Genomic DNA, 25,132 nt, shown 5'->3' with positions numbered 1-25,132 from the left:
AAAATTAAGGAGTTAGCGCTAAGGGATCAGCTGGGTGCTCAATATTGTATTTATCCAATATTTGTTGGTATTCCCCCGTTTTTTTGAGCTTAGTTAGCCCTTGATTAAACATTTTGGCAGCTTTAGTCGCACCTTGGTTAAAGCCAACATACAAAGGCAATGGCTCACCGAAGGTACCTGCAAAGCGAATTTGATCATCTAGAGCTAGCTTTTCAGCCGTGTTTTGAATAACCACTTTATTACCCAGCATGACATGAAAGCGGCCTTTGATAAGCCTTTTTAGGTTCATGGTTAACGGCTGGTTTCCAGTCGCAATGTAGAAACGATTTGAATTGGCAATTTTATCGTTTAATCGCTCGCCATAGTCATAACCACGAATGATACCAACTTGCACGTTATCTAAATCTTCAAGCTGGTTAAATTGCCAAGCAAACCCTGTCGTGGTGTAGAAATCTTTGCTTGCATAACCCACAACGACTTCATCAGTATATAAATTAAATTGGCTAACATGCTCTGGCGTGACGGCTAAGATTGCATCAATATTTCCGTGTTGGACTTCTTTTAAAGCACGATTAAATGGCACTGCGATAAAATGAACCGGTTGATCCATTTCAGCAAAAGCCCTTTTTGTTAATTCAGTGACATAGCCTGTTTGACCTTCACAAACGTAAGGGCACCAAATATCAGATGCGATTAAAAGGGGCTTGGCAGATAAAGACGCTGACCAAAGGCTACTAAGGCACAATAGACATGCTGTAGTGCAAGCGAACAACTTAGTTAAGGCTGTGTTTAGCGTCATTTTCACAATGATATAAATTCCAGTCAGTTTATGTGTTCGCAACTTATAACAGGCTTAACAAGCAACCCATTATTAGTTTGTTGAGTCAATAGAGAACAGTATAACTAAATCTTCCCGAGTAATAAGTTACTTCGTGTACATTTGAAGTCATAAGGTTAAGCAGTGAGTCTAACTCTTTGAGTTATTGTATCTTAAAGCGGCAATCTATTAGGTTAAATTTAATCGTTCTTGGTATTTTTGCCAGTTTTGTAAAGCGAAATCGTTAATCGTCGTGAGTTATTGATAAGTTATGTAGCAATGTTATCTTCATGCTTTTGTCTCGGCGCAGTTTTCGAGCTGAAGGTGTCTAGAGGCTAATTTGTTTCAAGGTCATGTTGTCCATCTGGTCACATTCTGGTGCTTATTTCATCCTTGTGCGACTGACTATTATTGAGGTTTATATCATGAAATATATTACTTTTACTGAGCCTGGAAGCGCAGAAGTTATGAATATTGCACAATCTCAAGATGACTTAATCACTCAAGCATTAACGTCGGATCAGGTTGTCATTAACGTCCATGCTGCAGGTGTGAACGGCCCCGATATTAAGCAGCGAGAAGGGGCATATCCAGCCCCCAAAGGGGCTAGTCCTATTTTAGGCTTAGAAGTGTCAGGTGAGATTATTGCTGTCGCAGAAGGTGTTTATCAATGGCAAGTTGGCGATAAAGTATGTGCCTTAGTTCCAGGTGGCGGCTATGCCGAACAAGTCGTGACGTTTGCTAGTCATTGTTTACCTATTCCTAAAGGTTATAGCTTTGAGCAAGCTGCTGCACTACCCGAAACCTGCTTTACGGTTTGGGGCAACATGATGATCAGAGCAGGGTTGAGTAAAGGTGAGTCTGTATTAATTCACGGTGGCTCAGGTGGTATCGGAACAACAGCAATTCAAATCGCTAAGGCAATGGGAGCACGCGTATTTGTCACTTCTGGTTCCGATGAAAAATGCCAATATTGTCTGCAACAGGGGGCAGAACTTGCCATTAATTATCACACACAAGATTTTGTCGAGCCGATACTTAATGCGACAGATGGCCAAGGGGTCAATGTGGTGTTTGATATAGCGGGTGGAGATTTTGTGAATAAAAACCTCAAAGTGGTGGCAATGGATGGCCGAATGGTGACTGTTGCCATGCAAAGGGGAATAAGAGCGGAAGTGGATATTTTTAGACTCATGGCAAAGCGGATCAGCTGGACAGGTTCCACCTTGAGGCCGCAAAGTGTTGAAGCGAAAGCCGACATTGCTGCAGCACTGAGAGCGCAAATTTGGCCATTACTTGATAGTGGCTCAATTAACATCAAGCTGGATAAGATCTTTGCCTTTGAAGAGGTTATCGCAGCACATCAATATATGGAGTCAGGACAGCATCAAGGTAAAATTGTATTGAAAGTGATATAGAACAGATTTTTTCGAATTGAGAACTTGAAGCTTACGTATTTTGGGCTAAATTTGAGCGTGTATGAGAGGGTTAATTTTCAGCCATATTGTCTGATTATTAGCGATTGATATGCGGGTAGGTGAATCGCCTAGCTCACTATGATATCGATTTTATTGTTGAGTTCAAAATATCAAAAACTTCATAAAACATCAGTTGATTTTTGAAGAAGTTTTTGATTAATTACCCTCAATAGTCATGCGTTAACTGTATGGTTTATTTATTAAACGATGTACTCATCAGTACATTTTTAAAGGTATGTGTTGATTTAAGGGCGTTAGCATATATGTATAACACTGCAAAAAAACAAGTGTGGTTCGGTGAATTAAGAACTGCAAGAGGCACGTCAATCGTCGTTCATGATAACCGTTTACCTGACGCGTCACCTGGACGGATCTACTTATTCAATGCGAGTCGAAATACCATTGGTGAGTATGTCGAAGATATTGTTAAAGTGAATCTTCATGAACTTGATGATGCGCAACTTGCTGCGGCAAAAGCTGAACATGATGCAGCATGGCAAGCCGCTAGAGCTGAGTTTATGGCAAAGCATGAGGCACATATTGAACTATCTTCAGTGCCAGATTCAGCACCTGAAGTGAAAAGTAAGGCGCCGGTTGTTCCCGACGAGCCAATGGATGATGTCATGGATGCTGATGACGATATGGAATTTGAAGATACGGGTTTTGAAGCCAGTATGAGTGATGATGGTGACGACGACAGGTAGCATCAATGCAAAACGGCATTGGTTGACTATAGTATTGTCATTACAATAAAAAAGGCGCTCCCTTAAGGGTAGCGCCTTTTTTATGGCGAATTCTCAGGGCTTATAGCACACCAAATTCATAGCGAGTGTGATGGTGATAAGTATCACCAGCAGCAATCCACGGCTCACCCGGTAAGTGGGGTTGATTTGGAGAGTCTGGTAGCATCTGCGGCTCAATACATACAGCGCGATGGGATTGATAAATCTCCCCTTTAAAACCTTTTGTTCCCTCAAGGAAGTTTGCCCCATATAACTGAACGCCAGGCTGATCAGTGTAGATGGTCATGGTGCGGCCGCTTTTAGGGCTTGATAGGCAACCAAAGCGAACAAGATCATGATTTGTCTGAGCTAATACATAACAATGGTCAAAACCATTGGTAGCGCTTAATGCTGCTCGCTGTGTCTGCTCAGAAAAAGGCGTCGGTTTTGATAAATCTAAGTCGCTGCCGAGCGTTTCATCCATTGAGGTAGGCACGCCGACATCGTTCATTGTTAAATATTGCTGGGCATCGACTTGAATGTGATGATCCACATTCGTCTCACTATCAGCGCCTTCTAAATTAAAGTAACTGTGCTGAGTTAAACTAATAGGACAGGCTTTATCGACCTGAGCTTGCATGTCGATAAGTAAATTATTGCCTTCTAAACGGTAGTCTAGCTGAACTTTACATAGCCCAGGAAAGCCCATTTCTCCATCAGGGCTGTCGACCGTTAACCGCACTCCATCAGCTAAGGTTTCCATATGCCATTGCTTTAAATGAAACCCGTCACGACCGCCATGTAAGCAGTTTGTCGCTTGGTTAATGTCTAGTTGATAGTCTTGCCCTTGATAATGCAATTGACCATTAGCGATACGGTTAGAATAGCGACCTGCAATCGCTCCTAAATAGGCTTGCTGAGCTAAGTAGTCAGCGACACTATCACAACCCAGTACAATGTTCTGACGCTGTCCAAATTTATCTGCAGTCCATAATTCACGAATGATCCCACCTAGGCTTAGAATTTCGATTGCGATGTTGCCGTTATCGATTCGGACACGCTCGATGCTGCCACCACGAGGGTCTTGCCATGGCTCCAATGCCGTGATTTCAATCATTGTAGTCTCTTCCTGATGAGATAATTAAGCCGTGTGGCAGCCGCTACATTCACTATTAGACACTGCCAGCTGATGCTTTAGTGATTTAGTCGATTCTGCCTGCACCATCACTGGCTGAGCATAAATAAATAATGGCCTCAAGCCCCGTTTGTTCTGGGTATTTGGCTTCAATAGCGTTGACAACAGCATCGGTAAGTTCATGATCAATTAAGGCTACAACGCAGCCATCACTCATACGAACACCGCCACGGTTGCCAATGACGTCTTTAACAATACCGACAAGGGTATCGATTTCTTGCGTGGAAATGTCGAAATCGGTTTTCATTGAGTCATGAGATTGTGCCATCAACTGACTGAAACGTGTTATATCATTTTGCTCAAGTGCTCTAGCAGCATTTACAGTACGTTGATTCTCAGTTAACACATGCCTTGCTCGACAAAATAGCGTGTCACCTAGGGCATGCTTTTCACGATTTAGCTGCACCAAACTAACTTCTCTTAATGACTCAATGGCTAATAGGTCGTTAATTTCGGCACACTCTTTTTTGCGTGCTTCAAATCGTTCTATTAAACTTTGGCGATCGATATGTGGATCGACAATTAATAAACTGAGATTTTCAGGGATCGAGACAGGCTCACTATCAAGCTCTAAACAATCAATGAGTAGGGCATGATCAGCTTCAGCCAAGGCGCTAATGGTTTGATCCATAATACCTGACTCAGTTTTTATAAAACGGTGTTCGCCACGTTGCGCTATTTGGGCAATAGCAAGTGGTGATAAGTGCAGTTGACTGGCATAGCTGATAGCGGTGCCAAAAGCGACCTCTAAGGCAGCAGAAGATGACATGCCGGCACCTAAAGGCACATTGCCAACAATCGCTAAATCAAGCCCTTTTGCTTTTAGGCCCGATTGAAACATCGACGCGGTAAATCCTTTTAAATAATTACCCCAGCTATTACTGTCTTGGCTGGTACTTTCTTCACCAAATTTCCACTGTATTATCTGACCCGGAAACGCATCAGTTACAGCACGAAATGTATTGTCACTGCGCTCTTTAACAGCGATGACAGTGTGAAAGTTAATTGCAGCGGGTAAAACAAATCCTTCGTTATAATCCGTGTGTTCGCCAATAATATTGACGCGACCTGGTGCTTGATAAAGGTCGTCAGCCGTAGTTCCAAATGTTTGTACAAACAACTTCATGGCTTTTTGAGCAGGATTAGACATACAGTTACAGTTCCAAAGAATGCCGAATTACTTAGATATTTTTACGAGTATCGAATTGACTACTTAACTTTAAACTTAGACTAAATTGAGTTAATTGTCCGATAGATATGTGATTTATATCACGATTGGTCGGAGGTGTAACTAGGATTCACTATTTTGATTCCATTTCTGACCGAAAATGGATATTTATTAAGTAAATTCATGTCGTTTGGTGTGGCCGTTTATCTTAAAGGACTATTCTAATGCGGCTATTATTTCGTTTAAAGAACAACAGCCGTCTAGATTAACCAGTATTAAGTGCCCATTTTAGACAGCCTTCATCATGAATCGAGTTACTCTTTTTTTGTTATTCGTCGACTTAATGCCGACTGACTTATACCTAACATTTGCGCGGCTGCGGTTTGATTATTTGCCGTACGGCTCATTGCTTCATCAATCAAGGCTTGGCTCATATCGGCTAACGTAGGTAAAGTCTGCGGAAAAATAATCCGATTTCCTTTAGGAGAATTTGATGATTTAAGTGCATTAATTGCTTCCATAAATGGGGAGATGGTTAACTGCACTCCATCACTGCGACTTACTGCATCGAACACCATTCCTTTGAGCTCATGTAAGTTACCAGGGAAGTCATAATCTTGAAGCTGTGTCGCTAGATCGCTTGGTTGATGCGGCGGCGTTGAGTTCATTTCTTCTGCAGCTTGTGCGATAAAATGATTAATCAACATCGATATATCAAGTTTGCGCTGCCTTAAAGGGGGTAAATGGATTTTATGGGCACGTAAGCGGTAGAGCAAATCACGCCTAAATTTACCTTCTTGGCTCAAGGCGAGTAAATCTTGTTGAGTGGAAGCTATGATGCGGCAATTGACTGGATAGGGTCTGTCACTGCCCATTGGGTAATATTGTTTTTGCTGCAAAATATCAACAAGCTTCGCTTGGCATGATAAAGGCAAATCTGCAATCTCATTAAGGTAGAGCAACCCTTTGCCTACTTGGTGTAATGCGCCAGCTTGCGATTGGCCTGGTTCTTGGCTTAAGCGCCCAAAGACCTGAAGTTCAAAAGCGCTTTCACTTATTCCTGCTAAATTGATATTAATAAAAGGGGCATCAGGGCAGCATAACTGATGGCAACTCTTTGCAAATTCATCTTTGCCCGTGCCACTTTCACCGTAAATAAGTATTGGCTCAGGGCTAAAAGCCACCGCTTCTAAATAGCGAAATTGATCAAGCAAGGATGGCTCGCAGGTCAGAATATTATTAAACGCACTGGGCTGGGTTAACGTTTTGCTTAAAAAGCTTTCTTTTATTCTATGGTAATTACGCTCTAGCCCGACGACTTCTAAAGCACGACGCACCGTTAGTGCTAATTCAGCGACATCGTCAGTTTTAATAAAGTAGTTATAAGCGCCATGTTTAATACAGCGCACCGCTGTTTCTACTTCATTGACACCAGTAACAATAATCACTCGAGTGTTGGGATACTCAAGGCGGATTTGCTCGAGTAAATCCTCGCCCGAATGAAATGGCATCGTTAAATCAAGTAACACAAGGGCGTAGTCAGTGCCTTCTAATCGACTCATCACTTGGCGGCTATCAACACATGTGTCGATAACAGCTTCTGGTACTAAACGATTTAAGGTCACTGATAGTGTACGTAGCCATGAGGCTTCATCATCGACGAGTAAGATATTACGTGCGAGTTTCACTGTATTGGCTTCCTGCTATTTGATGTTGATGAGCTTATTGGCGAAAAAGGCGCAGATTGTTCAGGTTCGATGGCACTAAACACCAAAGTAAACTGACTACCTTGATTGAGTGTTGAAGTGACTTTCATCTCACCGTGATGCTCTTTTAAAATGCGGCTGCACACTGAGAGCCCTAGGCCGCTTCCACCGTATGAGCGACGTGTCGTGAAAAATGGCTCAGTGATCCGCTTCAGCGTCGCTTTGTCCATGCCTGAACCATTATCTTCAACACTGACATAGGCAGCTTTGCCTTTCATTGCTGTACGTAAATGGATATGGCCATTAGTGGTGTCCATGGCATGACATGCATTTTGAATAAGGTTAATTAACACTTGGTGTAACTGCTGGGCGTCGCCTTTGATAATTGGACTTGGCTCAGCAAGCTCAACGGTAACTTGGAACCGCTTAAGCTGGTTGGCGGTTAAACGCTGGGCTACGTGTACCACTTCATTTAAGCTGGTTGCTTGATGATTCGCTGACAAATTTGGTAATGCGTAACATTTAAGATCATTAACGATTCTGGAGATGCGTTTAGCACTCTCTTCTACGACCTCATTACTGTGGTTAATCTCGGCGAAAGCCGCTTGAGGATCTAATCCTGCAATTAACCAAAACGGGTTTCGTTGTTGGTAATACTCGGCAGCAGGTTGCAGATCTTTCATTGCCTCGGCAAACAGAGCAATAGAGTGAATAATAATGCCGGTTGGGTTATTAATTTCATGGGCGACACCAGCCGATAACTCGCCTAATGAGGCTAAGCGACTGGCTTCATCATTGGCTTGGCGCAAATGCTGTTGCTCAGTGTTTTCTTCAAGTAGTACAACGGCTTGCTCGTCAGCAATTGGATGAATTTGCACTTGCCAATACTGAGCAAGATATCCCATGTCAGCAATAAAGGACTTTTTAGAGTCAATGACGCTTTTAACACTTTCAGCTAAATCAAAAGGTGTCCCATCAATGTAATGAAACTGGCTATGAGTCAATAACTGATTATTGTCATTACTCCACAGGCACTGCATTTGTTTATCAAAGATGGTCATTCCATGAGGGATACCATCCAGCACAGCTTGGAACTGCTGCGATAATGAACGGATTTTTTGCTCGGCGATTTTACGTTGTTGTAGCTCAAGCGCTAATGCTTCAGAGCGATATTTCAAACTACGGCTTACGGAAAAGGTATACAGCATGCCCATTGCCGAAATTATCGAAATAACAATAGATAAAGTGAGCATCTTTTGGTGAGTTGAGGTGATATCAAACTTTTCTCGTCCCATGCCAAACCATTTATTGACTAATCTGTCATATTCTCCCGAAATTTTCAGTTGCCTTAGAGCATCATTGATTTCTTTCAATAACGGGGCATTGGCAGGATGACTAACAAAGGTAAATGCACCAAAAATTAATGCATCACTGGCGCTGCGAACTGATGGGTATTTGGGTTGTAACCGTCTAGCGACAAAATTCTCCGCTAGGACCACATCCACTTCTTTACTCATCAACATTTGAAAGCCTGTTTCGTACAAATCGACTTTCACTTGGGTGAAATCTTGTGGCTGATTTTTTAAAAAGATATCCACAAATGCGCCATTTTTAATGGCCACCCGTTTACCAACTAAGTCAGACCAATTATCGATGTAGTCTTCACCTTGCAAAGTAAAGGCTTTGGCATGCGTGGCATACACAGGATCGGATTGCGCCAGTTCTCGACGAAAGTTAACAGGGCTAACAACTGCAATCACATCCACATCACTGTCGCTACTGTGCATGTCACTGACTAATTGCTGAAATGTCTTGCGCCTCACTGTAATAGGCTTGTTCAACAGTAAACCAATGCTTTCCATGAGTTCCACATTAAACCCTTGATCCACGCCATTATCTCGCCACTCAAGCGGCGCAGTTGTGGAGTGCACACCAAACACAATTGCCTCTTCAGCATTAGCAGGTATGGATAGTATTAGCAGTAATAGCGCAAAATATTTCATCAAAGGATAACGGATTTACAAGAGATATTAGCTGCACTTTAGCAAATGATAATCTTCAGAACTGTGGCATTGAGCGTAAATATGACACAAAGATGAATAGTGAGATTCAAGCTTGATTTTAGTCAGTTTATTTCTAAGCTTTGACACGTCTTAGTTTGAAAGAACCAAGAAATTCAGCATCAATTGATTGTGACACGGATCACTACAGGCTATGCAAAAATGCATAGTCACCATTGAGGTTATGCGCTTTTGCATAGCCATAAATGGCAGATGTGATCCGCTGTAAAGTTTCAAATTGAGTCTGCAGAGTTTGATTGAGGCCGCATTAACCCAGAGTCAAAATAGTCTTACATCAGGTTCAATAGCAAAAGGTATGGCTTAGTGATTAAGCATGCCAAGGCGAATTAGCGTCATTGCTATTTTTAAGGAGTTACCATGAAATTAACACGATGCGCAGCCTTGTTAGCTGTACTACTAGGCTCAGCGGGGTTAGCTGGAGGCGCAATTGCAGCTGACAACCTTGCTGACTTTCACTCAGAAAATCAAGATTGTGAAAGCTGTCATTTACCAAGTGGTGAATTGTCTAATGACAGCTTAACTTATGAAAATGAACAGTGTGTGTCGTGTCATGGCACGTTAGCGGAAGTGGCAGAAAGCAATACTCGTGAAAATTATAATGCCCATGAATCTCACTTCCCAGGTGATGTCGCATGTACATCATGTCATAGCGGCCATGAAAAATCAGTCGTGTATTGTGACTCTTGCCATAGCTTTGAGTTTGATATGCCGTTTGGCAGCAAATGGGAGCGCTACGAACCTACGATTGCAGAATTAGCAAAAGATGCAGCAGATCGTAAAGCGGCATTATCAGCAGCGCCAAGTGACATTGTGAATGTGGTGGTTGTGGGCTCTGGTGGCGCAGGCTTCTCAGCCGCAGTGGCAGCAACGGATGCAGGCGCTAAAGTTATTTTGATTGAAAAAGAGCCAGTGATTGGTGGTAACGCTAAATTGGCTGCAGGTGGTATGAACGCCGCGTGGACTGATCAACAAAAAGCTAAAGATATTAAAGATAGCGTTGAGTCTATGTATAAAGACACCATGAAAGGTGGTCGCGAGTTAAACGATCCTAAGTTAGTGGATGTATTAACCTCTCACTCTAAAGGCTCTGTTGATTGGATGACAGGCATGGGCGCTGATTTAAATGATGTTGGTCGTATGGGCGGCGCATCAGCTAACCGTTCTCATCGTCCTACAGGTGGTGCAGGTGTAGGGGCTCACGTCATTCAAGTGCTTTATGATAATGCACTTAAGCGTGATATTGACATGCGTATGAATACCCGTGGTGTTGAAGTTATTAAAGATGATTCAGGTAAAGTGGAAGGTTTACTGGTTAAAGGTAAATACAAAGGCTACTACTGGATTAAAGCTGAAGCGGTCGTCATGGCAACGGGTGGATTTGGTCGTAACAATGAACGTGTTGCTAAACTTGATCCTAAGTTAAAAGGCTTTATTTCAACTAACCAGCCAGGTGCGACAGGTGATGGTTTAGATGTTGCGGGTAACGCTGGTGCAGGCATGACAGATATCCAATACATTCAAGCGCATCCTACTTTGTCAGTTAAAGGCGGGGTGATGGTGACTGAAGCGGTGCGTGGTAACGGTGCCATTTTGGTTAATAAAGAAGGTAAGCGCTTTGTTAATGAAATCACTACTCGTGATAAAGCTGCTGCGGCGATTCTTAATCAAACCGGTAAAGTGGCTTACTTAATTTTTGATGATTCAGTGCGTAAATCATTGAAGAAAATCGATAAGTACATTCAACTTGGTGTCGTGCCATCAGCTGAAACGCCAGAGAAGTTAGGCAAAATTGAAGGTATTGACGGTAAAGCACTAACGGCAACGATTGCTCAGTACAACAAGTTAGTTGCAGCAGGCAAAGACACTGACTTTGAACGTGCGAACTTACCACGTGCATTAAATGAAGGTCATTACTACGCCATTGAAGTTACACCAGGTGTGCATCACACCATGGGCGGTGTCTCAATTGACGATAAAGCGGAAGTGCTCTCAGAAGATAAGAAAGTGATTCCTGGTTTATACGGTGCAGGTGAAGTGACAGGTGGTGTTCATGGTGCCAACCGTTTAGGTGGTAACGCAATCTCTGACATCATTACCTTTGGCCGCTTAGCAGGTGAGCAAGCGGCAGCCTATTCAAAAAAATAGCCATCAATTTTGAATCGGTAGTAACAAAATAGCATGACTCCCCTTCATGCTAATAACTAAAAAGTGAGCCTCATGGCTCACTTTTTTATGTCTGGTTTATCTTTGGTTATCAGTGTTGGTGAGTAAGTTAAAACGCATTTTGCCAGTATGCGCGAGCAGTTTATGTAAAGCAAAGCTAATTGAACTTGTTACAGAAATCGTTAAGGTCGCAAAAATGGCAACCAAAATGACGATCTGATATTTGACTGCGATTATGGGGTCTACACCCCCTAAAATTTGTCCAGTCATCATGCCAGGTAAACTGACTAATCCCGTTGTCGCCATCGATGCCAGAATCGGGGCAAAAGATTGTTGCAGCGCTGTTTGCACAAAAGGCGCTGCCGCTTGTTTAGGTGTTGCACCCAAGGCAAGTGCGCCTTGATATTGTGCTTGCTGTTGGTCAAATGCGGCAAATAATCGCTGCAGAGCAATAATATTGCTACTTAAACTATTTCCCAGCAACATTCCTGCTGTGGGTATCAAATATTGCGCATTGTAAATCGGTGTAGGTTGAAATAACCACAACATCATGATGAGCAATATTGGCACAAGTCCTAGTATTAAGCCTGATATAACAGGCGCCATCAGTGGGTGTTTGGGTAAATTAGCCTTGCTGATTATGGCGCTAGCCCCCACAAGTAACATCACAACAAGCCAAATGAGGTTAACCCAAAGGTTATCAAGGTGAAAAAGATACTGCAGATACACACCAATTAACGCCATTTGTACCGTCATACGAGTCACCGCAATGGCCATATCTTTGCCCAAGTGAAGCTGATAAACCTGATTAATCGCAATGGGGGCGATTAATACCAGCATAAATAACCCAAGCGCTAACCAGCTAATATCCATTTGGTGTCTCGTTTAATTGATGAATACAGTTCCCCGTCGTTGACAGGCATTGTAGATAAAATATGAGCATAAAAAAACGCCTTATGAAACCATAAGGCGCAGATAGATTCACGTTAGCGTGTCACGCTATGCTATTACTGAGAAGCTATGGCTTACTGAGAATTTGGTTTATTTCATCAGACGCGACAGCCTTATCTTGTGAATTGTCTTGTGAATTGTCTTGTTCGTCTTCAATGACTGGCTCTAATAACTCATGGATTACATTATCCACAAAACCTGCACCAGCAGCTTCGTACAAGTTATATACGCTGTCTACACCTTGCTCTTTGAGTGACAATGCATCTTCTGAGTACTGGACTATCGCACTAATTTTGCCTTTATACTCCAGTTTTTTCAGTTGCTCAACAGCAAACATATTCCCCACATGGTGCGGCATGGCAAGTAACACGAGTTCTAGACTTGGGGCACGCTCAAGCTTTTCCCAAAAGTCGGTATCGCTGGCATCACCTTGCACAACATTACGGCCCTCATTACGATGAAAATCGACCAAATCTTGTTTATGTTCAATTCCTAGGATTTCGCCTTTATATTTACTGCGAAGCTCATCGTAGGCGCCCGAGCCAATGCGGCCCATACCTAGAATTAAAAAGCGTGGATTGCCGACAGGAATTTGTCTGTCTTCAGGATGCAATGGGTGCTTTTCTAAGGTAGTTACTGTTGTCTGAAAACGCTGATAAATGCGGTTGACGCTGGCATTGAGCGGCGCTGCAATTAAAAAGCTAATACTTAACGCTACGGCGAGAATAATCAACCACTCAGCAGGTAACCAGCCTTTTTGCGCGGCAACGGCTGCTACGATTAAGCCAAACTCACTGTAATTACCTAAGTTAAACGATGCAAACATTGATGTACGAGCACGCAGTTTAAAGCGAGTTAATATGACAAAGAACAGCATGATTTTAAACGGCACTAATAGTACCAATAGGCCTGCTAAACCAACATCTTCAATGGTTGGTAGTCCATTTAAGCCAATGGTTAAAAAGAACGCCACTAAGAACAGTTCTTTAAAGTAATAAATTGATTTGGCCAGCTCAGAGGATTTAGCGTGACCAGCAAGTAAAACCCCCATGATCAAGGCGCCTAAATCTGGCTTTAATCCGACCGCCTCAAATACCCAAGCGCCCATGACCAATGCCATAGCAAGACCAAATAGAATAAGCATTTCACCGTGGCCAACACGATCAAACACTTTATAAATAACCGGTTTTAATAGCGGCAATAACAATAAACCAAAGGCATAAACTGAAGGAAACTCACCTTTGGAAATGGTTAAAAACAGCACCGCGAAGATATCTTGCATAATCAAGATACCAATAGCGATGCGGCCGTATAACGCTTGGCCATCGCCGTTTTCATCTAGCACTTTCACGGCAAATACCGTACTGGAGAAGCTTAATGCGAAGCTCAGCAGCAATAGTTGGTTCATTTCAAGATCAACCAATCTATCTAAGCCAACCAAGCCTAACAATTTAAGGATAGGTAAAAAGAATAGAATTGAGCCAACTAAGTGAAGACTGGAACTGGCCCAAATCTCCGACTTAAGTAAACTTTTAACATCCAGCTTTAAGCCAATGGCGAACAGTAACAACATGACGCCTAAGTCTGCTAACTCTTGTAGCAGTGGAACACTTTCATCTTGTACGCCAAAGATAAACAGTAAGAAGCCGGCCGCTAAATAACCAATGAGCGGAGGGAGTCCCACTCGGCTGACTAGCATGCCGCAAAGAAGGGTAATAATGAAAATTGCTGGTTCCATAATGCCTTAAGTCTAGTTGTTGAAAAGAGGTTGTAGGTAAGTAGATTGTATAAGAAATTAATTAACTTGATATTAAAAATTGCGCATGAAATAAAAAAATGGTCAATTTAATTACTAAATTGACCATTTATCAGTAACTTACTATGTAGTGAAATTATTTTTTAAGTAATAAATCTAGGTGTTCAGCAAACGGTTTAGGTCCCATAAAGCCTGTTACTCGTAAATCTTCACGTTGGTTGCCATTTTCATCAAACATCAACAAGGTAGGTAAGCCTAATACGCTGAAATGCTCTAGCAATTCCACATCAATCGCATCACTCTTAGTGACATCAGCTTGTAGTAACACCATTTGATCTAAACGTGACATCACTTCAGGGTCAACAAAGGTAATATTTTCAAACTCTTTACACGCCACACACCAGTCGGCGTATAAATCTAACATTACGGTTTTGCCACTAATACTGGCCTTATCGAGCTCAACTTCTAAATCTTCTACAGATTTAATAATTGTAAACTCAGCATGCTCAACTTTAGCTGTTTGACTAATTTGAGTGCTCATTGAAGGCGCTTGCATCCCCAATGCAGACATTACTGCTTGGAAACCATACGAGAAACTAGCAAGCAAAGTCAGCATCAGTAGCACGCCTCGAGTGGTTTGCTTCCAGTTAAATTCTGAAAGTTTATTCTGGTGCATTAAGTAGCCTGTTAAGCTAATGCCCCAAATTGACCACAGTACATCAGACACTACGCCAGGCCAGATACGGCCGACCATCACAATCGATACCGAAATCAGTAAGAAACCGAAGATGGTCTTGATGATATCCATCCATGCACCTGCACGAGGTAGCAGCTTACCACCAGATGTACCAATAATTAGAAGGGGAACACCCATACCCATGCTTAATACATACAAGGCTAAGAAGCCTTGGAGCAGATCGCCACTTTGTGCAACATAAATAAGCGCACCAGATAGCGGCGCAGTAGTACAAGGGGAGGCGACTAAGCCTGAAATCACGCCCATAAAGAACACGCCAACAAGGTTGCCACCTTTTTGGTTATTCGACAGGGTGTTCATTTTGTCTTGCCATTTACCAGGTAGACGCAGCTCGTACATACCAAACATCGATAAACTTAATAGCACAAACATGACGGCTAAGAAGATTAAGATAGCGGGATGCTGCAGCGCTGCTTGAAACTTCATTCCGGCAGAAGCTACCACTAAACCTAATAGCGAATAGGTGATGGCCATACCTTGAACATAGGCCATCGATAAGGTGAATGCTTTAGCCGTTGATAACTGCTTGCCTTGGCCAACAATAATGCCAGACAAAATAGGGTACATTGGGAATACACATGGGGTTAACGCTAATCCAATACCTAAACCAAAGAAGATAATTAAGGTCCACATTAGGCTGTCGTTAGCTAACATCTGGCTCAAACTATCTTGCTGCGTAATTGGCGCTTGTGTGTCAGTGTTTTCTGAGGCGTTATCAGCTGCTTTCTTTGCTGCATAAGCATCGCCGATGATGGCTTTTTTCGTTGCAATTTTACCGTCGTTTGCTTCAACCGCATCTAAAATGACATCACGCTTGGTTGGCGGGTAACATAGCTTGCCTTCAGCACAGCCCATAAAGGTTACTTGTACCTTGGCATCGTCAGCGGCTTCTTTTATCGCTAATGGCAATGTAACAAATGAATAGTAAACGGCTTGCTCGCCAAAGTATTCATCGTCATGCATTTTACCTTTCGGTAAATCGATATCGCCAATGACCGCACCATCTGCACTAAACTGCAGTTTATCTCGGTACATGTAATAACCGTCAGCAATGACAAAGCTTATGGCGACTTGATTACCTTTTTGCTGGTAATCAAATACAAAAGCTTCTTCAACGGGCATTAATTCAGGCTCATCTTGCAAAAAACTGAATTTATTACTGTTGCTAAAAATGTCTTCACTGTGAGCTAAAGGGGAGAGCAGCAGTAAAGTGGTAAATATAAGCGCAAATATTTTTTTCATGATTGAGAAGTTTCTTTTATCCATTGTAAATAGTTTGGCAAGCCTTGAGCGATCGGCACAGCGATTAACTCTGGTACTTCATAAGGGTGTTGTTGGATCACTAATTGTTCAATGGCGTCATAATGACTGGCCAAACATTTTATGTGCATTCCTACTTCACTACTATGACAAACCTCATCCTCCCATACATAGACTGACTCCATTTGTGGATACAGTTGTACGCATGCTGCCAGTTTTGCATCGACTAAGGCACTAGCCAGTTTCTTGGCACTGGTAATATCAGGACAAGTTGTTATAACTAATAAATACGCTGCTGACATAGGGAGTCTATCATCTTTGGTTTATCTTAAAGTTAGCTTAAGCTTAATAACCTAAAATAGGTGATTGCCAAGGCTGGTATATTTATCACGACCCTTTATTGCAACTAATTTTCATTATTCACAATAAAGCAATACTGTACGATTTTTTGTAATCGGTTGCATTAGTCATTAATGATTATCGTGACGCGTCTTGAATTAAGACCCGACTACCCCCATATATCGTTCATAGCCAATGAAAAAATTGAGGCCAACATGCTGTTAGTTATATTTTTAGTGTTTATTCTTGTCCCAGCTATTGAATTATCAGTACTGATTTCAGTAGGTGAAGTGTTCGGCTCATTAAATACCATTGCATTAGTGTTTTTAACTGCGATTGTGGGTGTGTCATTGGTTCGTAGCCAAGGCTTGAGCACCTTGATGTCTGTGCAATCTAAGCTTGAGCGTGGCGAAGCGCCAGGCAAAGAAATTGTTGAAGGTATGATGCTTGCTGCTGCTGGTTTATTACTGTTATTCCCAGGGTTTGTGACTGACTTTATTGGTTTATTACTGCTTACTCCTATCACTCGCTCGCCGATTGCGAGTTATATTTTTAAACGCATGCAAATGCGAGTTGTTGCTGGTGGCGGTTTTCAAGGGCAAGCTGGACAAAACCCGTTTGGTCAACAAGGTTTTGGTCAAAATCCATTTGATCAAGGCCGTCATGGAGATAACGGTAATACGTTCGATGGCGACTTTGAGCGTAAATTCGATCCAAGTGAATTAACCCCAGAAACTCATCAAGTTGAAGTGAAAGATATCACGCCAAAAAGCGACGAAAAGTCAGAAGATGAAAAAACGAAATAGCGACGCGATGTAAGTCACTGCGCTAGATACCTTAATGCTGAAGCAATTAAGGAAAGACTGCCCATTTCGTATAAATGCGACTAAAAAAGAAAGCCGGCTGAGAATACTCAGCCGGCTTTTTAGTTATGTTTTTTGTTACTGCTTGGCAAATATTAATCACTGGAGTGAGCAGCGGCATCATCCATTTTTTTACCCATTATAAAAGCGCTAATGGTGCCACCAATCCAACAGAGTAAAAAGGCGTACATTGCCAAAGTGGCCGACGTGGGTAAGTTGGCAGTGACACTCGTGTGCACTGCGCTATATATGGCTGTAAAGTCTAGGGCTATGTTACCTGCGACAATATCATCAGCTATGGCTTGAGCTCGCTCGATAACCACAATCATCATGGCGCATAAACTGGCAAAACAGGTGATGATAATACCCCAACCCATTGCCTTTTTGCCCAAATATAAATGCCCTGTGCCAGGGCAGACAAAGGCATTGAGTAGCGCGGCATTAATGGATTTACTCATAAATGATTCCTCATATTCTTCCTTGAATGCTTGCGTCATGACAGTCGTTTACATAAACCTGTATAACGCTACGTTATGACACATTGGGCAAGTAATACAAATTAATAAATCGTCATCTTGATAGGTTGTTTAAGCGCCAGATGTTAGATTCCAGATGGCTTAGATAACGCTGTCAGCGGAGTTTGTAACGCCACTATCACTACCGCTATTACCATTTGAATTATTATTGGCGTACTTAACCGAAGGATGTTCAGTGATCCTGCAAGCCATAATGTAACAGGCTATTCCCATAATGACGTTAGTCACTGGTATAGCAATAAGCAAGCCTTTTACGCCGCCCAAATACATTCCTAAAGCAGCCAGTGGCAACATTAATCCAAACAACCTGATGACATTAATGACTAATGACTTGAGTGGTCGGTGGTAGGCATTTAAACAGGTGGCAAACATGATAACGATAGCAAGCCAGCCGTACGCAGCAGGCAATACTTGAATATAAAAACTCAGCCAATCGATGACTAAAGGGTCGCTACTGAACAACTTAGCAATGGATTCGCCACTTAACAATATTGGAATATACATTAAGCTTTGAAACACAAATGCAAACCGTAGTGCGAGCAACATGCCTTCTTTGGCTCGCTTGTGTTGTCCAGCCCCGAGGTTTTGCCCAACAAATGGCATAAGGCTGGAGGTCATCGCCATGGTGACTACAATAAATAAGGTTTCTAAGCGAATACCTGCACCATAAGCTGCCACAGCGGCTTGGTCTGCTCGGGCTAGCATGGCTAATATCACCCCATTGGCAATAGGATTTAGCATATTCATTAAGGCGGCAGGTCGTGCAATGTGACCTAATGTTTTCCAGTTCTTTTTTATCCTTAGCTTACATAAACTCATCATTTCGAGGATTTGTTTTTTAAACACTAAGATATAAACAGATACGGTAAATGAAACGACCCAAGAGACCAATGTCGCAATGGCAGCCCCTTGGATTTCTAATCGTGGAAATGGCCCGATACCAAAAATAAGGAAGGGATCTAAAACTAGATTAATGATGGCGGCAACAGACATAATAATTGCTGGTGAGCGGGTGTCACCAGTTGCTCTTATTCCTTGGTTACCGACCATTAATAAGACTAAAAGCGGAGCACTGATGAACCAAATCAGCATGTAATCGTGGATCAATGGTAACGTTTTTTCGTTTGCCCCCATTAGGGTAAACAATGGGTCAATGGCCATAATCCCTAATGACACCAGGACACTGACTAATAAAAACGTCAGTAATAGGGCATCAAACAAGAAGTTTTTCGCTTTATCATGATGACCAGCGCCAATGAGCCTTGCTAAGTTTGTTGATACAGCGGCACCAATGCCTATTGCAATACTTGCAAAAACAACAGCGACTGGAAAAGTAAAACTGACAGCAGTAAGCGCATCAGTCCCTAATTGGCTAATGAAAAACGTATCTATAAGGCTTCCACCATAAATGGTGAGGATACCGATAAGGTTAGGGAAACTCATGTTAAATAGCACGCGGCCAATGGGTGCGCTGAGTAACCCGTGTTTATCTATCATTAATCTCGACTTAAACACGAAAACGGGAGGCAAATACTACCAGCATTCATTCTGTATTAATAAATACTCGCTACAAATTTTACAAAAAAATCGCAGTTTTTTAGAAAAGCCCCTTGGAACTGTGATCATCTACCCCCATATATCATTCATCAAAGGGTAAATACCCTTATCATTTGTTTAAACCGCCTCGTTTGTGGGCAGCAATCATTAGGAGAGTCCGTAGATGAATATTCGTCCATTACATGACCGCGTAATCGTAAAACGTTTAGAGGTTGAGTCAACTTCAGCTGGTGGCATCGTATTAACTGGTAGTGCTGCAGAAGTTTCAACACGTGGTGAAATCCTAGCTGTAGGCAATGGTCGCATCTTAGAAAACGGTGAAGTTAAAGCCCTTGACGTAAAAGTCGGCGACGTAGTGATTTTCAATGAAGGTTACGGTGTGAAGAAAGAAAAGATTGATGGTGAAGAAGTTCTTATCCTATCAGAATCTGACTTAATGGCAGTTGTAGGTTAATCCTAATTATTAACTCGCTTTCAATCATCAACAAATTTTAAGGAACAGACAAATGTCAGCAAAAGAAGTTAAATTTGGCAGTGACGCTCGCGTTAAAATGCTAGACGGCGTAAACATTCTTGCAAACGCAGTTAAAGTGACGTTAGGCCCTAAAGGTCGTAACGTTGTTTTAGACAAAAGCTTTGGCGCACCGCTAATCACTAAAGATGGTGTATCGGTAGCAAAAGAAATCGAACTAGAAGATAAGTTCGAGAACATGGGCGCACAAATGGTGAAAGAAGTTGCTTCTAAAGCCAATGATGCAGCTGGTGACGGTACAACTACCGCTACTGTTCTTGCACAATCAATTGTGACTGAAGGTCTTAAGGCTGTTGCCGCGGGTATGAACCCAATGGATCTTAAGCGTGGTATCGACAAAGCCGTTGTTGCCGCTGTAACTGAGCTTAAAGCATTGTCTCAAGAGTGTTCAGACTCTAAAGCGATTGCTCAGGTTGGTACTATTTCAGCTAACTCTGACGAATCAATCGGTGAAATCATTGCCACTGCAATGGAGCGCGTCGGTAAAGAAGGCGTTATCACTGTTGAAGAAGGCCAAGCACTAGAAAACGAATTAGACGTTGTTGAAGGTATGCAGTTTGACCGTGGTTACCTATCACCATACTTCATCAATAAGCCAGAAACTGGCAGCGTAGAGTTAGATTCTCCATTTATCTTATTAGTTGATAAGAAAATCTCTAACATCCGTGAATTACTACCGATTCTTGAAGGTCTAGCAAAAACAGGTAAGCCATTGCTTATCGTTGCAGAAGACGTTGAAGGTGAAGCATTAGCAACATTAGTTGTGAACAACATGCGTGGTATCGTTAAAGTGGCTGCTGTTAAAGCACCAGGCTTTGGTGATCGTCGTAAAGCAATGCTACAAGACATCGCAATCTTAACTGGCGGTACAGTTATCGCTGAAGAAATCGGTCTTGAAATTGAAAAAGCGACATTAGAAGATTTAGGTACAGCTAAGCGCGTAGTTATCACTAAAGATAACGCAACCATCATCGATGGTAACGGTGAGCAAGTACAAATCTCTGCACGTGTATCGCAAATCAAACAACAAGTTGAAGAGTCAACGTCTGACTACGACAAAGAAAAACTTCAAGAGCGTATGGCTAAACTTGCTGGCGGCGTAGCTGTTATCAAAGTTGGCGCAGCGACAGAAGTTGAAATGAAAGAGAAAAAAGCGCGCGTAGAAGATGCATTACATGCAACTCGTGCAGCTGTTGAAGAAGGTGTTGTACCAGGAGGCGGGGTAGCGCTAGTACGTGTTGCGTCTAAAATCTCTGAAGTTGAAGTTAGCAACGAAGACCAAAAACACGGTGTTATTATCGCACTACGTTCAATGGAAGCACCACTTCGTCAAATCGCGACTAACGCAGGTGAAGAAGCATCAGTTGTGGCTAACAACGTGAAAAATGGTAACGGCAACTACGGTTACAACGCAGGTAACGACACTTACGGCGACATGCTAGAAATGGGTATTCTTGACCCAACTAAAGTAACCCGTAGTGCATTACAGTTTGCAGCATCTATTGCGGGTCTAATGATCACTACAGAAGCAATGGTAGCTGAAATTCCACAAGAAGCTGCAGCGCCTGATATGGGCGGCATGGGCGGTGGTATGGGCGGAATGGGCGGCATGATGTAATTATTGCTTCTTTGCTGGTCTAAATCGGTGATAACTGCGTTGCTTCACCACTCGTTTAGTGTACTAAACGTCGTGGTAAAGCGCCTTGTTCTAACCCGATTTATCCTGCGCCAAGAATGCAAAATTCATTGCTGGTCTAAAGCCTAAAAGCTTAGAACCGAACTTCTTGTAAAAGAAAATAAAAGCCCCGATACCTAACGGTATCGGGCTTTTTGTTTATTGGGTTATTTAAGGAACAGTTTACTCTGACAACATTTATTATGATGCATATCAATTTTCAGTTTGATTCATCTTCTTCCAAATTCCAAATAGTTTAATATGTCGGAAATATTGATTAGAAAAATAAGGTTTGAAATAGAAATGAATAAATTAGTGGCCTATGTTGTATTGGCAGTCTCATTAGCGTTAACAGGTTGTGCTACTCAAAAGAATTGGGGAGCATCTGGAGGGTCTAAAGCTGACGGTACTGTTAAATTAAGTTATCAAGCTAGTGCATTTGAAGTTCCGCAACTAAATGAAGCTCAAGGGCTGGAAGTTGCTATAAAACGATGTATTTCATGGGGATATAAGAGTGCTGAAACATTTGATTTTGAACATAAAAAATGTATTGATACTCAATGTAACTCGTACACTGTTACAAAAGAGTACCAATGTCTTAATTAAGCGCAAATAATTATACTCCGTGTTTTTTAAGTTTTAATACAGCAGATAACTGCGTTGCTTCACTACTCGTTTAAGAAAGCTAAACGTCGTGGTAAAGCGCCTTGTACTAACACGATTTATCCTGCGCCAAGAATGCAAAATTCATTGATGGTCTAAAGCCTAAAAGCTTAAAGCATAGAAAATTGAAAGCCCCGATACCGTTAGGTATCGGGGCTTTTCGTTATGTTATGACATATAAACATTACTTAGGGTAATTTTGTTTTAATTGAAGTTAGTTTATTCTGACTTCACTAATTTCTTACTCAAGTTTGTCATAATCAAGGTCTTCAGATATGAAACGTTATTTTCTTATGTTTTTATTATGTATAAATTGGAGTTTAATTGCTGAAGAGAAGAATCAACTTAGTTTTGACGAATTGATGAGTGAAGGTTTTAATAATCTTTTAGTGAAAGACTTTAAACAGGCTGAAACTGATTATTTAGAAGCCATTAATCGATACTGCCCTAATCTTGATAAGAAATGTTCAATGGCCTATTCAATGCTGAGAGATATAAAGCTTTATCAAGGTTATGCGCAAGAAGCATTAAAGTATGCTGTAATTGTTGAGTCACTTTATGATGCAGAGGAAGTCGCAGCCAAAACTAATATACATCAAATATGTGAAAGTGATTATTTCGAAAAATACAAGAATGATTTTATATCATTCTGTAAGGTCGATGATAAAAAGTAAGATTATAATTTGATGGATTAAGTGGGGTCAGAGAGTGGGGGATTCGTCAGGGGCAGAGTAAACTTTAACCACTTGCTCTTATCACTTTTGATGTTTTTTTATATAAAAATCAAATAAAGCCAATAAAACTAGATAAAATACAATGTATATAAAAATAGTAACTTTCTTTTCTGGAACAAACTGAAGTTTATAAATCAAGTCGTTAAAAACCACAAAAGCGCCATAGCCCATACAACCAGTAAGCAACTTTGTTTTCTTTCGTTTATATATAGAGCTACACAATTTTGAATAGACGGTATTAAAATGCACTAAAGTAAATAATATTGAATAAGCTAAAAATTCAATATACCAATCAGAAAAACCTACCAAATAAACAACTATATAAACACAAAACCAAGTTAGCATTACCATAATCGCTTGATTGAAAACTTGGTCATTATCCATGTTTTCTGATTTTATTCCCCGCATATATATCCTTAAAAGTGGAAAGTTGGGGTCAGAGTAAATTTTATCCTGACCTCTTGATAATTGGGGGCGGAGTAAACTTTTCCAGCCCCCCTTAAATATCAATTGCACCACTGCCTTTCACATGGCACACCGTCGTTGTCGATTTTGGTGTTTGAGCAAAATTCATATTTTTAGATTGAACTCCGCGTTTGATATTCGCTCAATCATTTGCTGGTCAGTATCTCCAGTGAATCTTATCCAACGTTTGTAGGTGTCTATGGCTGTTTGATAAAAGGATTGTTGGTAATTTAAATCTGCGAGTAATCGCAGTGCAGCAGCATGATCTTGATCTGACAAAAGTTGATTTTCAGTCGCTGCAGTTAAGTAGTTTATTGCAGTATCAAAATCTCCTTTTTCTGCAGTAAAACTACCGATAAGTCTATTGACATAAGCTTGTTCAAATGGAGTCGATGTTTTTATAACTTTCGCTGTCGATATAGCCTGATCTAGTTTTCCATCTAAGTACAGTTGGAAGCTATGGCTGATTGATTTCCATAGATATTGGTCTGTAATGATTTGGTTTTTATTCGGTGGGCGAGGGGTGAAGTTACTGGTGAAAGAATCAGAGTTAACCTCATTTTTATCACTTAAGGTAAAGTCGAGTTGGATCGTCATTTCATGTTGATGAATAGCCTCTCCATTAACTATTTTGGGTCTGTATTCCCATTTGCTTAAAGATTCGATAGCCGCTTGGTCGAATACGCCTTCAGGGTTAGATTTCAATACGCTAATATTTTCAGTGTTGCCTTGGGCATTTATATCGAAATTCAACTGCACCCAACCTTCAATACCTTCATTTGCCGCAGCAATGGGGTATTTAGCTGGAGATGGTTTTACCAACGGCCTCTTGCTCAAATTTTCAATATCCGTTTCTTTATGGGGTGCTATGGCTTCAGAAGTCGATTGACTGCCTGCGATTGTGCAACCGCAAGTTATCAGAATCAAACTTAGAGTAATTATTTGTCTTTTCACTATTTTTAAATTTCCTTTATTTTTGTTTTCGTTAACACTAAGTGCTCGGTTTATGAACAGTTTATATAGCCACCCATGATCAGAAAAGAGAAAAGTGGGGTCATATTTGTCTTTTCACTATTTTGAAAAGTGGGGTTAGAGTAAACTTTTATCCTGACCTTTGAGCATCAGTTACACCACTGGCTTTCACAGGGGATGCCGTCTCTATCACCGTCCATTTTTGTACCTGGGCAGTTGTTGTTATAAAAAGTCGCCTCGGCACATGAGCGCATTTGACTGCAATGGAATTTTCCAGCTTCACATCTAAATGTTGGTTGGCTAGTGATTGGGTTATTGCTTTTTACCGAGGGCTGCCACTCCATCTGTTCAATGTCTTGGTTCGTTAGTACTGGCGTTGCTGTCATTTCTTTATATTTCTGAAAGCCAAATATGCCGAGGGCAAATATGACTAATAGAGGGATAAGCATGCCGCTTGTTGATTTATTTTTGTCGTGTCGGCGATGATTATTATTGGACTTGCGGGTAGAGATAACAGCGACACCTTCGATATTGGCTTTTATCGCTTTGATCTTTCCATCACTTTGAGTTTCTGAAAAGTAGTTAATTTGGTCGCCTACGAGTGGTTTTCTCGCCATGTGTTTGAGTATTGATATATGAATGAATATATCTTTATTACCTGTGGAATCAGGTTTGATAAAACCAAAGCCTTTGTCGTCGTTCCAACGAACAAGTTTGCCTTTTTCCATGTTGTTCAATTTCT

At 41.5% G+C, this 25,132-nt stretch carries 22 protein-coding genes; 8 read left to right on the top strand and 14 right to left on the bottom strand.

All coding sequences use genetic code 11. The features are described from left to right. Nucleotides 1–4: 4 nt before the first annotated feature. Nucleotides 5–799 carry an ABC transporter substrate-binding protein gene (locus AB4128_RS01695; protein WP_055022871.1) on the bottom strand — a complete coding sequence of 265 codons (795 nt, stop codon included), beginning with the start codon at nucleotides 797–799 and terminating at the stop codon, nucleotides 5–7. Nucleotides 800–1,242: 443 nt separating this feature from the next. Here AB4128_RS01695 and AB4128_RS01690 point away from each other — a divergent pair, with 443 nt between their 5' ends. Continuing rightward, nucleotides 1,243–2,235 carry an NAD(P)H-quinone oxidoreductase gene (locus AB4128_RS01690; protein WP_372036522.1) on the top strand — a complete coding sequence of 331 codons (993 nt, stop codon included), beginning with the start codon at nucleotides 1,243–1,245 and terminating at the stop codon, nucleotides 2,233–2,235. A 323-nt stretch (nucleotides 2,236–2,558) separates the two neighbouring features. After that, nucleotides 2,559–2,999: a hypothetical protein gene (locus AB4128_RS01685; RefSeq protein WP_055022869.1), complete on the top strand. Its 441-nt coding sequence runs from the start codon at nucleotides 2,559–2,561 to the stop codon at nucleotides 2,997–2,999. 100 nt (nucleotides 3,000–3,099) lie between these two features. On the opposite strand, the gene AB4128_RS01680 is transcribed toward AB4128_RS01685, so the two are convergent. From AB4128_RS01680 to AB4128_RS01665, 4 genes are all read right to left on the bottom strand, one after another. Then, nucleotides 3,100–4,134, bottom strand: a complete 1,035-nt coding sequence (locus AB4128_RS01680; RefSeq protein ID WP_055022868.1) for an aldose epimerase family protein — start codon at nucleotides 4,132–4,134, stop codon at nucleotides 3,100–3,102. Between the two features lie 85 nt (nucleotides 4,135–4,219). Then, a complete protein-coding gene (galK, locus tag AB4128_RS01675) occupies nucleotides 4,220–5,362 on the bottom strand; it encodes a galactokinase (protein WP_055022867.1) in 1,143 nt (380 codons plus the stop codon). A 332-nt stretch (nucleotides 5,363–5,694) separates the two neighbouring features. Further along, a complete protein-coding gene (locus AB4128_RS01670) occupies nucleotides 5,695–7,068 on the bottom strand; it encodes a sigma-54-dependent transcriptional regulator (RefSeq protein ID WP_372036520.1) in 1,374 nt (457 codons plus the stop codon). Continuing rightward, nucleotides 7,065–9,089, bottom strand: a complete 2,025-nt coding sequence (locus tag AB4128_RS01665) for an ATP-binding protein (RefSeq protein WP_372036518.1) — start codon at nucleotides 9,087–9,089, stop codon at nucleotides 7,065–7,067. Before AB4128_RS01665 ends, AB4128_RS01670 begins: the two co-directional genes overlap by 4 nt. A gap of 435 nt (nucleotides 9,090–9,524) precedes the next feature. On the opposite strand from AB4128_RS01665, the gene AB4128_RS01660 reads away from it, so the two are divergent. Further along, a complete protein-coding gene (locus AB4128_RS01660) occupies nucleotides 9,525–11,312 on the top strand; it encodes a flavocytochrome c (RefSeq protein WP_065109672.1) in 1,788 nt (595 codons plus the stop codon). 96 nt (nucleotides 11,313–11,408) lie between these two features. Here AB4128_RS01660 and AB4128_RS01655 read toward each other — a convergent pair whose 3' ends face one another. The 4 genes from AB4128_RS01655 to cutA form a co-directional block, all read right to left on the bottom strand. Beyond that, a complete protein-coding gene (locus tag AB4128_RS01655; protein WP_119967776.1) occupies nucleotides 11,409–12,203 on the bottom strand; it encodes an ABC transporter permease in 795 nt (264 codons plus the stop codon). A 145-nt stretch (nucleotides 12,204–12,348) separates the two neighbouring features. Further along, nucleotides 12,349–14,019, bottom strand: a complete 1,671-nt coding sequence (locus AB4128_RS01650; RefSeq protein WP_372036515.1) for a cation:proton antiporter — start codon at nucleotides 14,017–14,019, stop codon at nucleotides 12,349–12,351. 154 nt (nucleotides 14,020–14,173) lie between these two features. Beyond that, nucleotides 14,174–16,036, bottom strand: a complete 1,863-nt coding sequence (locus AB4128_RS01645) for a protein-disulfide reductase DsbD (RefSeq protein ID WP_372036514.1) — start codon at nucleotides 16,034–16,036, stop codon at nucleotides 14,174–14,176. Next, a complete protein-coding gene (cutA, locus tag AB4128_RS01640) occupies nucleotides 16,033–16,356 on the bottom strand; it encodes a divalent-cation tolerance protein CutA (RefSeq protein WP_372036513.1) in 324 nt (107 codons plus the stop codon). The genes AB4128_RS01645 and cutA overlap by 4 nt, the downstream gene beginning before the upstream one ends. 252 nt (nucleotides 16,357–16,608) lie before the next feature. Here cutA and AB4128_RS01635 point away from each other — a divergent pair, with 252 nt between their 5' ends. Then, complete coding sequence (locus AB4128_RS01635; protein ID WP_119967774.1) at nucleotides 16,609–17,199, top strand: FxsA family protein; 591 nt, start codon at nucleotides 16,609–16,611, stop codon at nucleotides 17,197–17,199. A 152-nt stretch (nucleotides 17,200–17,351) separates the two neighbouring features. On the opposite strand, the gene AB4128_RS01630 is transcribed toward AB4128_RS01635, so the two are convergent. Beyond that, on the bottom strand, nucleotides 17,352–17,714 hold the full coding sequence (locus AB4128_RS01630; protein ID WP_055022859.1) for a hypothetical protein: 363 nt from the start codon (nucleotides 17,712–17,714) through the stop codon (nucleotides 17,352–17,354). 159 nt (nucleotides 17,715–17,873) lie between these two features. Then, complete coding sequence (locus AB4128_RS01625) at nucleotides 17,874–19,289, bottom strand: MATE family efflux transporter (protein ID WP_372036512.1); 1,416 nt, start codon at nucleotides 19,287–19,289, stop codon at nucleotides 17,874–17,876. 223 nt (nucleotides 19,290–19,512) lie between these two features. Here AB4128_RS01625 and AB4128_RS01620 point away from each other — a divergent pair, with 223 nt between their 5' ends. The 4 genes from AB4128_RS01620 (at nucleotide 19,513) to AB4128_RS01605 (ending at nucleotide 22,893) form a co-directional block, all read left to right on the top strand. Next, nucleotides 19,513–19,803, top strand: coding sequence for a co-chaperone GroES (locus AB4128_RS01620; protein ID WP_055022857.1), 291 nt, complete (start codon nucleotides 19,513–19,515; stop codon nucleotides 19,801–19,803). A gap of 52 nt (nucleotides 19,804–19,855) precedes the next feature. Beyond that, the gene (groL, locus tag AB4128_RS01615; RefSeq protein ID WP_055022856.1) at nucleotides 19,856–21,499 is read left to right on the top strand and encodes a chaperonin GroEL; all 1,644 of its coding nucleotides are present in this window, start codon (nucleotides 19,856–19,858) and stop codon (nucleotides 21,497–21,499) included. Between the two features lie 360 nt (nucleotides 21,500–21,859). Beyond that, nucleotides 21,860–22,162, top strand: coding sequence for a YecR family lipoprotein (gene yecR / locus AB4128_RS01610; protein WP_372036510.1), 303 nt, complete (start codon nucleotides 21,860–21,862; stop codon nucleotides 22,160–22,162). A gap of 332 nt (nucleotides 22,163–22,494) precedes the next feature. After that, nucleotides 22,495–22,893 carry a hypothetical protein gene (locus AB4128_RS01605; RefSeq protein ID WP_055022855.1) on the top strand — a complete coding sequence of 133 codons (399 nt, stop codon included), beginning with the start codon at nucleotides 22,495–22,497 and terminating at the stop codon, nucleotides 22,891–22,893. Between the two features lie 81 nt (nucleotides 22,894–22,974). Here the strand turns inward: AB4128_RS01605 and AB4128_RS01600 are convergent, their stop codons facing one another. From AB4128_RS01600 to AB4128_RS01590, 3 genes are all read right to left on the bottom strand, one after another. Further along, nucleotides 22,975–23,469 (bottom strand): hypothetical protein, encoded by a 495-nt coding sequence (locus AB4128_RS01600; RefSeq protein ID WP_372036509.1) that lies wholly within the window; start codon nucleotides 23,467–23,469, stop codon nucleotides 22,975–22,977. Between the two features lie 54 nt (nucleotides 23,470–23,523). Beyond that, complete coding sequence (locus AB4128_RS01595; protein ID WP_372036508.1) at nucleotides 23,524–24,372, bottom strand: energy transducer TonB; 849 nt, start codon at nucleotides 24,370–24,372, stop codon at nucleotides 23,524–23,526. Between the two features lie 167 nt (nucleotides 24,373–24,539). After that, on the bottom strand, nucleotides 24,540–25,118 hold the full coding sequence (locus AB4128_RS01590) for an excalibur calcium-binding domain-containing protein (protein ID WP_372036610.1): 579 nt from the start codon (nucleotides 25,116–25,118) through the stop codon (nucleotides 24,540–24,542). Between the last annotated feature and the right edge of the window lie 14 nt (nucleotides 25,119–25,132).

Origin of the sequence: Shewanella sp. 10N.286.52.A9, from assembly GCF_041468985.1 — a bacterium.
GTDB classification, from domain to species: domain Bacteria; phylum Pseudomonadota; class Gammaproteobacteria; order Enterobacterales; family Shewanellaceae; genus Shewanella; species Shewanella japonica.
This window is presented reverse-complemented; position numbering and strand designations above follow the sequence as displayed.